Consider the following 13,669-nt stretch of genomic DNA (forward strand, 5'->3'; position numbering starts at 1 on the left):
TCAGTACTGCACTTTCTTCTCGACGTAGCGGAACTGGATCACCGTCAGCGCCACCACGATCACCATCAGCACCACCGACTGCGCGGCCGAGCCGCCGAGGTCCAGGCCCTTGAAGCCGTCGTGGTAGACCTTGTAGACCAGGATGGTCGTGTCCTTGCCCGGACCGCCCTGCGTGGCCGCATCGACGATCGCGAAGGTGTCGAAGAAGGCGTAGACCACGTTGATCACCAGAAGGAAGAACGTGGTGGGCGAGAGCAGCGGGAACTGCACCGTCCAGAAGCGGCGCCACGGGCGCGCGCCGTCGATGGCCGCGGCCTCGATCAGCGACTTCGGAATGGACTGCAGCCCGGCCAGGAAGAACAGGAAGTTGTAGGAGATCTGCTTCCACACCGAGGCCATGACGATCAGCGTCATCGCGTGGCCGGAGTCCAGCAGGTGGTTCCAGTTGATGCCGATCTTGCCGAGCGCATAGGCCACCACGCCCAGCGAGGGCGAGAACATGAAGACCCACAGCACCGCCGCCACGGCGGGCGCCACGGCGTAGGGCAGGATCAGCATGGTCTTGTAGAACATGCCGCCGCGCACGATGCGGTCGGCGAACACGGCGAGCATCAGCGACAGGCTGATGCCGATGCCGGCCACCAGCACCGAGAAGAGCGCGGTGGTCTTGAACGACTCGGCATACGCCGGGTCGTGGAACAGTTCCCTGAAGTTCTGCAGCCCGACGAATTCGACCGAGGTGCCGAACGCATCCTGCTGCTGCAGCGACTGCAGGATGGCCTGCCCGGCCGGCCAGAAGAAAAACACGAGGATCACCGCCATCTGCGGCGTCAGCAACAGCCAGGGCAACCAGCCCGAGCGAAAGAAAACGCGTTTTTCCATGATCCCTCTGAATAAAAAATCCCGCCCGGCTCGCCCTTGTGCAAGAGCGAACGGGGGCGGGCGATATTAGCCGGACACAGAGGCCCGGCTAACAATTGTTAGCTCTTGTTCGCCTTCTGGAAGCGCTCCAGCTGCTCGTTGCCGCGGGTCACGATGGCGTCCAGGGCTTCCTTGGCGGTCTTCTTGCCGTTCCAGACCTGTTCGAGTTCTTCGTCCTCGATGGCGCGGATCTGCACGTAGTTGCCCAGGCGGATGCCGCGGCTCTTGTCGGTGACCTTCCGGATCATCTGCGTCACGGCCACGTCGGTGCCGGGGTTCTGCTTGTAGAAGCCCGAGTCCTCGGTGAGCTTGTACGAGGCGGTGGTCACCGGCAGGTAGCCGGTGCGCTTGTGGCTGGCGGACTGCACTTCAGGCGTCGAGATGAAGCTGAAGAACTTGGCCACGCCCTTGTACTCGGCCGGCTTCTTGCCCGACATGACCCACAGGCTCGCGCCGCCGATCACGGTGTTCTGCGGTGCGCCCGGCACGTCCGGGTAGTAGGGCAGGGGGGCCAGGCCATAGGCGAACTTGGCGTTCTTGGCCACGTTGCCGTAGAAGCCCGACGACGTGTTGATCATGGCGCACTCGCCAGAGACGAACGAGGCCTCGGGCACGTTGCCGCGGCCCTTGTAGATGAACAGGCCCTGCTTGGCCATGCTGGCCAGGTTCTCGATGTGGCGCTGGTGCAGCGGCGAATTCACCTTCAGGCGGGCGTCCAGGCCCTGCAGGCCGTTGGCCTTGCTCGCGAACTCCACGTTGTGCCAGGCCGAGAAGCTCTCGACCTGCGTCCAGTTCTGCCAGGCGGTGGTGAACGGGCACTTGTGGCCGCTCGCCTTGAGCTTGGCGGCCGCGGCCACCACTTCAGGCCAGGTCGACGGTGCCTTGTCGGTGGGGAGGCCGGCCGCCTTGAAGGCGTCCTTGTTGAAATAGAAGATGGTGGTCGAGCTGTTGAACGGGAAGCTCAGCATCTGGCCGTTGGGGGCCGTGTAGTAACCGGCCACGGCGGGGATGTAGGCGGCCGGGTCGAACTTCTCACCCGCGTCCTTCATGACCTGGCCGACTGGAATGATGGCGCCCTTGCTGGCCATCATGGTGGCGGTGCCCACTTCGAACACCTGCAGGATGTGCGGTGCGTTGCCGGCGCGGAAGGCCGCGATGGAGGCCGTCATGGATTCGTCGTACGTGCCCTTGAAGGTCGGCACGATCTTGTATTCCTTCTGGCTCTCGTTGAACTGCTTGGCCAGGTCGTTGACCCACTCGTTGTTGACGGCGGTCATGGAATGCCACCACTGGATCTCGGTCTGGGCCTGCGCCATGTTGAACAGCGTGGTCGCGGCCAGCGCCGATGCCAGCGCGAGCGTCTTGAATCGCATGAAGACTCCTGAAGGGAAAATGAAAGCGCGGATGCTAGGGCATGTGAATGACACAGCCGCGTCACATTGGCGCACGGACCGCCGTCATCTTCCAATCGGGAAAACCCCTTTGGCACCAAGCTCGGCGCGGGTTGCGGGCCTGCATGCTGCGCCGCACCATGCTAGCATCGCCCTCCCTTTTTTGGCCCAGCTTGTCGCCACGGCCAGGGCCCTTTGCGAGACCGCCATGAGCAGCAAAACCTCCCTCGACAAAAGCAGGATCAAGTTCCTCTTGCTCGAGGGCATCCACCCTTCGGCCGTGGAGGTGCTGCGCGCCGCCGGCTACACCAACATCGAGTCGCTGCCGGGTGCCTTGCCCGACGCCGAGCTCAAGGCGAAGGTCGCCGACGTTCACTTCCTGGGCATCCGCTCGCGCACGCAACTGACGGCCGAAGTGTTCGCCGCCGCCCACAAGCTGGTGGCGGCCGGATGCTTCTGCATCGGCACCAACCAGGTCGACCTGGAAGCCGCCCGCGAACACGGCGTGGCCGTGTTCAACGCCCCCTATTCGAATACGCGTTCGGTGGCCGAACTGGTGCTGGCCGAAGCGATCCTGCTCCTGCGCGGCGTGCCCGAGAAGAGCGCGGTGGCGCACCGCGGCGGCTGGCTCAAGTCGGCCGACAACGCCTTCGAAATCCGCGGCAAGACGCTGGGCATCGTGGGCTACGGCTCCATCGGCGCGCAGTTGTCGGTGCTGGCCGAGGCGCTGGGCATGCATGTGGCGTTCTTCGACGTGGTCACCAAGCTGCCGCTGGGCAATGCCCGCCAGGTGCGCGACCTGCACCAGTTGCTGGGTCAGAGCGACATCGTCACGCTGCACGTGCCAGAGACGCAGGCCACGCAATGGATGATCGGCGCGGCCGAGATCGCCGCCATGAAGCCGGGTTCGATCCTCATCAACGCCTCGCGCGGCACCGTGGTCGAGATCGACGCGCTGGCCGGCGCGCTGAAGGAAAAGAAGCTCCTGGGCGCCGCGATCGACGTGTTCCCGGTGGAGCCGCGCAGCAACAAGGACGAGTTCCAATCGCCGCTGCGAGGCCTGGACAACGTGATCCTCACGCCGCACATCGGCGGCTCGACGATGGAGGCGCAGGCCAACATCGGGCTCGAAGTGGCCGAGAAGCTGGTGAAGTACAGCGACAACGGCACCTCGACCTCGTCGGTCAATTTCCCCGAGGTGGCGCTGCCCGCGCACCCGGGCAAGCACCGGCTGCTGCACGTGCACAAGAACGTGCCGGGCGTGCTGTCGGAGATCAACAAGATCTTCTCGGACAACCACATCAACATCTCCTCGCAGTTCCTGCAGACGAACGAGAAGATCGGCTACGTGGTGATGGACATCGACGCGGCTTCTTCCGACCTGGCGCTGGAGAAGCTCGCGAAGGTTGGCGGGACGATCCGCAGCCGCGTGCTGTTCTGAACGGAGCCCTGAGCCGATTCAGCGGGGCGGCATGCAGGTCGGGCGGCGCCTAGCACAAGGACAACGGGCGCGCCACGCGGCAAGACCCCAAGCCCTGTCCTAAAATCCCCAGCCCGGCTATGGGCGCGCAGCGCCCGGCCGAGGCGCCCCATCCGATGAATGCTCCGACCGCGTTGAACACGCTGTTGGCACAGGCCGCAGAGCCTGTCCGACTGCGCGAGATCCCGTACAACTACACCAGCTTCTCCGATCGCGAGATCGTGATTCGCCTGCTGGGCGAACGTGGCTGGGAACTGCTCCAGACCCTGCGCGCCGAGCGCCGCACCGGCCGATCGGCCCGCATGCTCTACGAAGTGCTCGGCGACATCTGGGTGGTGCAGCGCAACCCCTACCTCGTCGACGACCTGCTGGACAACCCGCGCCGCCGCGGGCAACTGGTCGAGGCCCTGCGCCACCGCCTGGCCGAAGTCCAGAAGCGCCGCACCCCCGACAGCGACATGCCGCGCGACCAACTGGTCGGCGAACTCACCGCGCTGGTCGGCGACGCGGTCGCTGCCTTCGATACCAAGTTCCGCGACGTCGCGGCCCTGCGCCGCAAGGCCACCCGCGTGCTGGGCCGGCTCACCGCCAAGGACAACATCAAGTTCGACGGGCTTTCGCGCGTGTCGCACGTGACCGATGCGACCGACTGGCGCGTGGAGTACCCCTTCGTCGTGCTGTGCCCCGACACCGAAGCCGAGATGGCGCTCCTGGTGAAGGGCTGCATCGAGCTGGGCCTGACCATCATTCCGCGCGGGGGCGGCACCGGCTACACGGGCGGCGCGATTCCGCTGACCTGGAACAGCGTCGTCATCAACACCGAGAAGCTCGAGGCGATGACCGAGGTCGAGCACATGCCGCTGCCCGGTCTCGACCAGCCCGTGCCCACCATCTGGACCGAAGCGGGTGTCGTCACGCAGCGCGTGGCCGACGCGGCCGAGCGCGCGGGCTTCGTATTCGCGGTCGATCCCACGTCTGCCGAAGCCTCGTGTGTCGGCGGCAACGTCGCGATGAACGCCGGCGGCAAGAAGGCCGTGCTCTGGGGCACGGCGCTGGACAACCTCGCCTCGTGGCGCATGGTGACGCCGCAGGCCGAATGGCTCGAAGTCACGCGTATCGGCCACAACCTGGGCAAGATCCACGACGCCGAGAGCGCGCTGTTCGAGCTGCAGTACTTTGCGGCCGACGGCAAGACCAAGCTGCGCACCGAGCGCCTCGACATCCCCGGCCGCACCTTCCGCAAGGAAGGCCTCGGCAAGGACGTGACCGACAAGTTCCTCTCGGGCCTGCCGGGCATCCAGAAGGAAGGCTGCGATGGCCTCATCACCAGCTGCCGCTGGGTGGTGCACAAGATGCCCTCGCACACGCGCACCGTGTGCCTCGAATTCTTCGGCAACGCGAAGGACGCGGTGCCCAGCATCGTCGAGATCAAGGACTTCATGTTCGCCGAGCAGAAGCGCTCGGGCGTGCTGCTGGCCGGCCTCGAACACCTGGACGACCGCTATCTGAAGGCCGTGGGCTACGCCACGAAGTCGAAGAAGCACGGCGGCCTGCCCAAGATGGTGCTGTTCGGCGACATCGCGGGCGACGACGCCGATGCGGTGGCGCGCGTCACTTCGGAAGTGGTGCGCATCGCCAACTCGCGCAGCGGCGAAGGCTTCATCGCCATCAGCCCCGAGGCGCGCAAGAAATTCTGGCTCGACCGCAAGCGCACGGCCGCCATCAGCAAGCACACCAACGCCTTCAAGATCAACGAAGACGTGGTGATTCCGCTGCCGCGCATGGCCGAGTACAGCGACGGCATCGAGCGCATCAACATCGAGCTGTCGCTGCAGAACAAGCTCGCGCTCACCGACGAGCTCGAAACCTTCCTCACGCGCGGCAACCTGCCGTTGGGCAAGACCGACGACGCGCACGAGATCCCGGCCGCCGAGCTGCTCGAAGATCGCGTGGCACAGGCCGTGGCGCTGGTGCACGAGGTGCGTGCGCTGTGGGCGAGTTGGCTCGAGAACGTCGATTCGCTGTTCCCGCAACTTCAGGACCACAGCCTGCGCGCGAGCTGGAAGACGCAGCTGCGCCAGCCGCTGCAGGAAATTTTCTCGGGTGCCGAGTTCGCGCCGATCCTGGCCGAATGCACCGCGATCCACAAGCGCGTGCTCAAGGGCCGCGTGTGGGTCGCGCTGCACATGCATGCGGGCGACGGCAACGTGCACACCAACATTCCCGTGAACAGCGACAACTACGACATGCTGCAGACCGCGCATGCCGCGGTGGTGCGCATCATGGCGCTGGCGCGCAGCCTCGACGGCGTGATCTCGGGCGAGCACGGCATCGGCATCACCAAGCTCGAATTCCTGAGCGACGAAGAGCTGCGCCCCTTCACCGAATACAAGGCCCGCGTCGACCCCGAGGGCCGCTTCAACAAGGGCAAGCTGCTGCGTGCACCGGCGGGCGAGGCGGTCACACTGCACGCCGACCTGACCAACGCCTACACGCCGAGCTTCGGCCTCATGGGGCACGAGTCGCTGATCATGCAGCAGAGCGATATCGGCGCCATCGCCGACAGCGTGAAGGACTGCCTGCGCTGCGGCAAGTGCAAGCCGGTGTGCGCCACGCACGTGCCGCGCGCCAACCTGCTCTACAGCCCGCGCAACAAGATCCTCGCGACCTCGCTGCTGGTCGAGGCCTTCCTTTATGAAGAGCAGACCCGGCGCGGCATCAGCATCAAGCACTGGGAAGAGTTCGAGGACGTGGCCGACCACTGCACCGTGTGCCACAAGTGCCTGACGCCCTGCCCGGTGAAGATCGACTTCGGCGATGTGTCGATGAACATGCGCAACCTGCTGCGCAAGATGGGCCAGAAGAGCTTCCGCCCCGGCAACGCGGCCGCCATGTTCTTCCTGAACGCGACGAATCCGCAGACCATCAAGGCGGTGCGCGCGGGCATGGTGGGCATCGGCTTCAAGGCGCAGCGCCTGGCCAACGACCTGCTGCGCGGCCTCGCGAAGAAGCAGACCGCTGCGCCGCCGGCCACGCTGGGTGTGGCGCCGCTCAAAGAGCAGGTGATCCACTTCATCAACAAGAAGATGCCGGGCAACCTGCCCAAGAAGACGGCGCGCGCGCTGCTCGACATCGAGGATGCGGATTACGTGCCGATCATCCGCAACCCTAAGGCGACGACCTCGGAAACCGAGGCGGTCTTCTACTTCCCGGGGTGTGGTTCGGAGCGTTTGTTCTCGCAGGTGGGGCTCGCTACGCAGGCGATGCTCTGGCACGCGGGCGTGCAGACGGTGCTGCCGCCGGGCTACCTGTGCTGCGGCTATCCGCAGCGCGGAAGCGGCCAGTTCGACAAGGCCGAGAAGATGATCACGGACAACCGCGTGCTCTTCCACCGCGTCGCGAACACGCTCAACTACCTGGACATCAAGACGGTGGTGGTGAGCTGCGGCACCTGCTACGACCAGCTGCAGGGCTACCAGTTCGACAAGATCTTCCCGGGCTGCCGGATCATCGACATCCACGAGTACCTGCTCGAAAAAGGCATCACGCTGGCCGATGCGGGCGGTGGCGGTTACCTGTACCACGACCCCTGCCATTCGCCGATGAAGCTGCAGGACCCGATGAAGACGGTGAAGGCGCTGGTCGGTGACAACGTGCTCAAGAACGACCGCTGCTGCGGCGAGTCGGGCACGCTGGGCGTGTCGCGGCCTGATATCTCGACGCAGATCCGCTTCCGCAAGGAAGAGGAGCTGAAGAAGGGTGAGGCTGAGCTGCGCGAGAGCGGAGTCGTCGGCGCCAAGGACAACGTCAAGATCCTCACCAGCTGCCCGAGCTGCCTGCAAGGCCTCTCGCGCTACGGCAACGACCTGAACAACGGTCTGCTCGAAGCCGACTACATCGTGGTCGAGATGGCCAACAAGATCCTGGGCGACGACTGGATGCCGAAGTACGTGGCCGCCGCTAACCAGGGTGGTATCGAACGGGTGTTGGTATGACGACGGCGCAGCAGGGTTGCCCCTTCTGCGAGGGCCCTGGTGGCCGCATCGTGTACGAAGGCGCGAAGCTGCGCGTGATCCATGCGGAAGAGGCGGGCTTTCCGGCCTTCTACCGCGTGATCTGGCGCGAGCATGCGCCGGAGTTTTCCGATCTCGAAGCTGGTGACCGCGTGCTGTGCATGGAAGCGGTGACGGCGGTCGAGCAGTGCCTGCGCGAGCGGCTGAAGCCCACGAAGATCAACCTCGCCGCGCTCGGCAACATGGTGCCGCATCTGCACTGGCACGTGATCGCGCGCTTCGACTGGGACAGCCACTTTCCTTCGCCGTTCTGGGCGGCTGCGCAACGCGCGGCGCCGGTCGATCGCGTGGCGGAACTGCAGGCGCTGCTGCCGGAGCTCGAGGCCGAGATGGTCCGCCGGCTGGTGCTGCTGCAGGGCTGAACGCGAGAGCGATGGCGCCTCAGCGCGCGGCGGCCGTGCGCGTCGTCGCCAGCTTGCGGTTCGCGCAGGTCTCCTTGAATTCCGGCGTGGCGCGCATCTCCTTCGAGAAGCGCTTCGATGCGACGCTGCCATCGCGGCACACACGGTCCAGTTCGGCCTGCGCGTCGTGGTTGCCCGCATGCGATGCATGGGCCAGCACACGCAGTGCGTGGATGGGCAGCGCAGACGGCACGCCGCTCGATGCGGTGGTCGTTTCGGTCTTCGAGGGGGATGTGGCCGGCCTTGCCGTCTCGGCCGTCGGCAGCGTGCGGGCCGTGCCCGCCGATGTGGGCAGCCGCTCGACCGCGGTGAAGTCGCCGCTCTTGCCCGCGCGTTCGACCATCTGGCGGTAGCTGTCCATCATTCGCGAGGTGTCCTTGGGCGTCAGGTCCTTCGCGGGCTTTGACAGGTAAGCCGCGACTTCGGGAGGCAGCGCCGCATTCACGCTGCTGAATTCATGGCCGGCGCCTGCGCCCCGCGGTCCCAACTGCGCGGCATGCGCCGCGTCGTCGCCGAGTGCCGCCGCCCCTTTTCCGGCAACACCCGCCACGCCGGTCGCGCTCTCCGCCGCCACGGCGCCTGCGCCAACCGCCGCGCCCTTGCCTGCGGTGCCGGCCGCCTTTCCCGCGGTTGCAGCTTTGCCAGCCGCCTTGCCGAGCAGGCCCAGGAAGGCATGCGCCGGCACGACGGTGCCGACCGCCAGCGCGGCGCAGAGGACAAGTGCTGCCCAGTTCGGGCGCGATGATCGATGGCGTGGAGATGTCTGCATGCCGCGATGCTAAGCGCTGGTATTCGTAGGCCCAGGCGCACGCAGGCGCGGCCGCGCGGCATACTGCGCGCCTCCCGAAAATTTTCCGAACGGAATCCAATGGCAGGCTTGAAACCGGGCGCACCGACGCCGCAATCGATCACCGTGCACGGACAGTCGCGCGTGCTCGAAGTGGGCTTCTCGGACGGCGCGACCTTCCGCATTCCGTTCGAGCTCATGCGCATCTACTCGCCCTCGGCCGAAGTGCAGGGCCACGGTCCGGGCCAGGAAGTGCTGCAGACGGGAAAGCGCGATGTGGAACTCGTCGGTCTCGAACCGGTCGGCAACTACGCGGTGCAGCCGGCCTTCAGCGATGGCCACGACACCGGCATTTATTCGTGGGACCTGCTCTATGAACTCGGCGCGAAACAGGCCGACCTGTGGGCGCAATACGAACGCCGGCTCGCCGAAGCGGGCGTCGATCGCGATGCGCTGATGATCGACAAGGGCGGGTCTGCGTGCAGCAGCCATTGATGCTCCAAATTTCCTTGGCGCTATTGAAAAGATAGCTCTGCAGGCAGCAGGGACGCGCGTTGCAGCGCCTCTTCATTTGAAGAAAAAGCAACAAATGCCCGCCGTGGGTGCGGGGTCGTCGGCTTGATGTGTAGGCTTCCGGCCTAACATCGGTTGCATGAGTACAACCCACTTCGGCTTCGAGAAAGTCGACGAAAGCGAGAAGGCGCAACGTGTCCGCGGCGTCTTCGATTCGGTGGCCTCGCGCTACGACGTCATGAATGACCTGATGTCCGTGGGCCTGCACCGCGCGTGGAAGGCCTACACCGTGATGGTGGCGAACGTGGGCGAAGGTTCGCGCGTGCTCGACATCGCGGGCGGCACCGGCGACCTCGCACTCGCCTTCTCGAAGAAGGTCGGCGCCACCGGCCAGGTGGTTCACACCGACATCAACGAAGCCATGCTGAGCACCGGCCGCGATCGTCTGCTCGATGCCGGCGTCGCGCTGCCCACGCTGGTCTGCGATGCCGAGAAGCTGCCGTTTCCCGATGACCATTTCGATGTCGTGACTGTGGCCTTCGGCCTTCGCAACATGACGCACAAGGACATCGCGCTCAAGGAAATGAACCGCGTGCTCAAGCCGCGCGGCAAGCTCCTGGTGCTCGAGTTCTCCAAGATCGCCAAGCCGCTCACCAAGGCCTACGACTGGTACTCCTTCAACGTGCTGCCACGCCTTGGCAAGCTCGTGGCCGGCGACGACGCGAGCTATCGCTACCTGGCTGAATCCATCCGCATGCATCCCTCGCAAGAGGAGCTCAAGACCCTCATGAAAGAGGGCGGTTTCGGACATGTGGACTATCACAACATGACGGGTGGCATCGCTGCCCTGCATGTTGGAATCAAGTGTTGATTGAAGCGAATTTTTCGCTCTAGAGGAGACGACATGAAAAGTTTGAGTTCTTTGTTTTTGGCAGCTGCGTTGGTGCTCGTGAGCGTGCAGGCCGACGCCGCCCGTGTGGGCGGCGGCAAGTCCTTCGGCCGCCAGTCGTCCAACGTGACGCAGCGCCAGTCCACGCCGCCAGCGGCACCTGCGCAGCAGAACGCGACCAACTCGGCCGCCAAGCCCGCGACCCCTGCGCCCGCAGCCGCCGCGCCGAAGCGTCCGTGGGGCGCGATGCTCGGCGGTCTCGCCGCCGGCCTCGGCCTCGCATGGCTCGCGAGTTCGCTCGGCCTGGGCGCCGGCTTCGCCAACATCCTGCTGATCGGTCTGCTGATCTTCGCGGCGCTCGCCGTGTGGCGCATCTTCAAGGCGCGTTCGGCTGCTTCGAACGGTGCCAATGGCCAAGGCGGCTTCGCGTTCCAGGGCGCGGGCGCCAGCCCCTCCAACGCCAGCGCTCCGGCGCAGTACAGCCCGAACAACGTGGGCAACGATGCCTCGGCACGGCCATGGGAGCGTTCGGCCACGGCCTTCGACGCCACGCCGGCCGACGGTGATCGCCATGGCAGCAGCCTCTCTGCAGCAGGCGCCGCAGCCGGCGGCAGCATGATCGGCTCCGCGCTGGGCGGTTCGCAGTCCTGGGGCATCCCCACGGGCTTCGATGTCGACGGTTTCCTGGGCGCCGCCAAGCGCAACTTCGTGACGCTGCAGGACGCATGGGACCGCGCCGACGTGTCGATGCTGCGCTCGATGATGACCGACGAGATGGTCGAGGAAATCCGCACGCAGCTGGCCGATCGTGCGAGCCACACCGGTGGCGCGTCGAACAAGACCGAAGTCGTGATGCTCGACGCCAAGCTGCTCGGCATCGAAGAACTGCCCGATGCCTACATGGCGAGCGTGGAGTTCTCCGGCATGATCCGCGAGGACGCCTCGGCAGGCCCGGGTCCGTTCCGCGAAGTGTGGAACATGACCAAGCCGACCAGCGGCGGTGGCGGCTGGCTGGTTGCCGGCGTGCAAGCGCTGCAGTAAACGGCAGACGTTCGCGGCCGCCGGGCCGCGTACAGAAACGATAATGGGGACATGGCCACACCATCGTCCCCTTTTTCTTTTCTCGGCGACCTCTTCAACCGCATCGGCGAGCGCCTGCAGCCGCCGGACTGGGCGGTCCACGAGATTCAGCACCGCGCGGTCCTGTTCCTCAATCACGTGCTTCAGCAGGAGCCCGAAGCCCAGCAGCGGCTGCTGCGCCAGCAGGGCAGGGTGGTGCGATTCCAGTGGCGCTTCGTGACCATGGAGCTGGTCGCCACGCCGGCCGGCCTGCTCGACCTGGCACCCGCAGGTTCCACACCTGAACTCACCCTCACCGTCACCGACGATTCCCCCTTCGAGATCGCTCGTGCCACGCTGCGCGGCGACAAGCCCTCGGTGCAGATCGTCGGCGACGTGCAGCTCGCGGCCGAGGTCAACTGGCTGGTCGACCATGTGCGCTGGGACATCGAGGACGACCTCGCACGCGTGATCGGCGATGTGCCCGCGCACACCCTGGGCAATGGCGTGCGGCGCGTGGTGACGGCGCTGCGCCAGTTCGTCGGCGACCGCGCGGCCAAGGCCGGCGGTTCGGCGGGCCAGGCCGAATGAGGCGCTTCTACCGCGGCCTGTTCATCGTCTGGGTCGCGCTGCGCTACGGCCTGGACGAGCTCGTGCTCACGAGTTTCCAGAAGCCGTGGCTGCGCGTGGTGGCCCGTGTGATTTCTATCGGACGCGACCTCGATGCGCCGCGCGGCCAGCGGCTGCGCGAGGCGCTGGAGCGCCTTGGCCCCATCTTCGTGAAGTTCGGCCAGGTGCTGTCGACACGCCGCGACCTGTTGCCACCCGACATCGCCGACGAGCTTGCCTTCCTGCAGGACCGTGTGCCGCCGTTCCCCTCGGCGGTGGCCATTGCCACCATCGAGCGTGCGTTCCGCAGGCCGGTGGGCGATGTGTTCGTGCAGTTCGACGAGACGCCGATCGCGAGTGCATCGATCGCGCAGGTGCACTTCGCGACCATCCGGACCAACGACGGCGAAATCCGCGACGTGGCGGTCAAGGTGCTGCGCCCGAGCATGCGCGGCATCATCGAGAAAGACCTGGCGCTCATGGCCATGATGGCCGGCTGGGTCGAGAAGCTCTCTCCCGACGGCAAGCGCCTGAAGCCGCGCGAGGTGGTCGGCGAGTTCGACAAGTACCTGCACGACGAGCTCGACCTGGTGCGCGAGGCCGCCAATGCGGCCCAGCTGCGCCGCAACATGGCCGAACTCGACCTGGTGCTCATCCCGGAGATGTTCTGGGACTTCTGCCACCCCGAGGTGATCGTGATGGAGCGCATGAACGGCGTGCCCATTGCCCAGCTCGACCGCCTGCGCGCGGCCGGCGTCGACATTCCCAAGCTCGCGCGCGACGGCGTCACGATCTTCTTCACCCAGGTGTTTCGCGACGGTTTCTTCCACGCCGACATGCACCCGGGCAACATCCAGGTGAGCCTGGCGCCCGAGACCTTCGGGCGCTACATCTCGCTGGACTTCGGGATCATCGGCACGCTCACCGAGTCGGACAAGGAATACCTCGCGCAGAACTTCGTGGCCTTCTTCCGGCGCGACTACAAGCGCGTGGCCGAGCTGCATCTGGAAAGCGGCTGGGTGCCCGAGGGCACGCGCATCGACGAGCTGGAGGCGGCGATCCGCACCGTCTGCGAGCCGTACTTCGACCGGCCACTGAAGGAAATCTCGCTCGGCATGGTGCTGATGCGGCTGTTCCAGACCTCGCGCCGCTTCCATGTGGAAATCCAGCCGCAACTGGTGCTGCTGCAGAAGACGCTGCTCAACATCGAGGGCCTGGGCCGCCAGCTCGACCCTGAACTCGACCTCTGGCACACGGCCAAGCCTTTCCTCGAAAAGTGGATGGTCGACCAGATCGGGCCGAAGAAGCTGCTGCAGCAACTCAAGGCCGAAGCGCCGCGCTACGCAAAATTGCTGCCGCAATTACCTCGATTGCTTCACGATTTCCTGGAAAATCGGCCGCCCGATCATCGCCGCGAGTTGCTCGAACTGCTGGCCGCGCAAAAGCGCACCAACAGGCTGCTCCAGACCATCATTTACGGTGGCATAGGTTTTGTATTGGGGTTGCTCGCCATGCAATTGCTGGTGCGTGTGAAGTTGTTCTAGAG

11 protein-coding genes are annotated in these 13,669 nt (G+C 65.6%); 8 read left to right on the top strand and 3 right to left on the bottom strand.

The window, feature by feature from the left end; all coding sequences use genetic code 11:
• Together ugpA and ugpB are read right to left on the bottom strand one after the other, a co-directional pair.
• Window positions 1–882, bottom strand: a complete 882-nt coding sequence (ugpA, locus tag QFZ83_RS03240) for a sn-glycerol-3-phosphate ABC transporter permease UgpA (RefSeq protein WP_013543175.1) — start codon at window positions 880–882, stop codon at window positions 1–3.
• Between the two features lie 98 nt (window positions 883–980).
• Window positions 981–2,294: a sn-glycerol-3-phosphate ABC transporter substrate-binding protein UgpB gene (gene ugpB / locus QFZ83_RS03245; protein WP_013543174.1), complete on the bottom strand. Its 1,314-nt coding sequence runs from the start codon at window positions 2,292–2,294 to the stop codon at window positions 981–983.
• Window positions 2,295–2,520: 226 nt separating this feature from the next.
• Here ugpB and serA point away from each other — a divergent pair, with 226 nt between their 5' ends.
• The 3 genes from serA to QFZ83_RS03260 all read left to right on the top strand — a co-directional run bounded on the left by serA (window position 2,521) and on the right by QFZ83_RS03260 (window position 8,227).
• Entirely contained in the window at window positions 2,521–3,753 is a 1,233-nt protein-coding gene (gene serA / locus QFZ83_RS03250; RefSeq protein ID WP_013543173.1) for a phosphoglycerate dehydrogenase, read from the top strand.
• A gap of 155 nt (window positions 3,754–3,908) precedes the next feature.
• Window positions 3,909–7,787: an FAD/FMN-binding oxidoreductase gene (locus QFZ83_RS03255; protein ID WP_307502580.1), complete on the top strand. Its 3,879-nt coding sequence runs from the start codon at window positions 3,909–3,911 to the stop codon at window positions 7,785–7,787.
• The gene (locus QFZ83_RS03260; RefSeq protein WP_307502582.1) at window positions 7,784–8,227 is read left to right on the top strand and encodes an HIT family protein; all 444 of its coding nucleotides are present in this window, start codon (window positions 7,784–7,786) and stop codon (window positions 8,225–8,227) included. The genes QFZ83_RS03255 and QFZ83_RS03260 overlap by 4 nt, the downstream gene beginning before the upstream one ends.
• A gap of 19 nt (window positions 8,228–8,246) precedes the next feature.
• Here the strand turns inward: QFZ83_RS03260 and QFZ83_RS03265 are convergent, their stop codons facing one another.
• Window positions 8,247–9,035 carry a hypothetical protein gene (locus QFZ83_RS03265; RefSeq protein WP_307502586.1) on the bottom strand — a complete coding sequence of 263 codons (789 nt, stop codon included), beginning with the start codon at window positions 9,033–9,035 and terminating at the stop codon, window positions 8,247–8,249.
• Window positions 9,036–9,134: 99 nt separating this feature from the next.
• On the opposite strand from QFZ83_RS03265, the gene QFZ83_RS03270 reads away from it, so the two are divergent.
• The 5 genes from QFZ83_RS03270 to ubiB all read left to right on the top strand — a co-directional run bounded on the left by QFZ83_RS03270 (window position 9,135) and on the right by ubiB (window position 13,667).
• Window positions 9,135–9,548 carry a DUF971 domain-containing protein gene (locus tag QFZ83_RS03270; RefSeq protein ID WP_307502591.1) on the top strand — a complete coding sequence of 138 codons (414 nt, stop codon included), beginning with the start codon at window positions 9,135–9,137 and terminating at the stop codon, window positions 9,546–9,548.
• A gap of 157 nt (window positions 9,549–9,705) precedes the next feature.
• Window positions 9,706–10,437: a bifunctional demethylmenaquinone methyltransferase/2-methoxy-6-polyprenyl-1,4-benzoquinol methylase UbiE gene (ubiE, locus tag QFZ83_RS03275; RefSeq protein ID WP_093438975.1), complete on the top strand. Its 732-nt coding sequence runs from the start codon at window positions 9,706–9,708 to the stop codon at window positions 10,435–10,437.
• 33 nt (window positions 10,438–10,470) lie between these two features.
• The gene (locus tag QFZ83_RS03280; protein ID WP_306881742.1) at window positions 10,471–11,496 is read left to right on the top strand and encodes a Tim44 domain-containing protein; all 1,026 of its coding nucleotides are present in this window, start codon (window positions 10,471–10,473) and stop codon (window positions 11,494–11,496) included.
• A 51-nt stretch (window positions 11,497–11,547) separates the two neighbouring features.
• A complete protein-coding gene (locus tag QFZ83_RS03285; RefSeq protein ID WP_307502594.1) occupies window positions 11,548–12,105 on the top strand; it encodes a hypothetical protein in 558 nt (185 codons plus the stop codon).
• A complete protein-coding gene (gene ubiB, locus QFZ83_RS03290) occupies window positions 12,102–13,667 on the top strand; it encodes a ubiquinone biosynthesis regulatory protein kinase UbiB (protein ID WP_307502598.1) in 1,566 nt (521 codons plus the stop codon). The genes QFZ83_RS03285 and ubiB overlap by 4 nt, the downstream gene beginning before the upstream one ends.
• The last annotated feature ends 2 nt before the right edge of the window (window positions 13,668–13,669 follow it).

The sequence above is a fragment of the Variovorax sp. W1I1 genome (genome assembly GCF_030815625.1).
GTDB lineage: Bacteria > Pseudomonadota > Gammaproteobacteria > Burkholderiales > Burkholderiaceae_C > Variovorax > Variovorax paradoxus_C.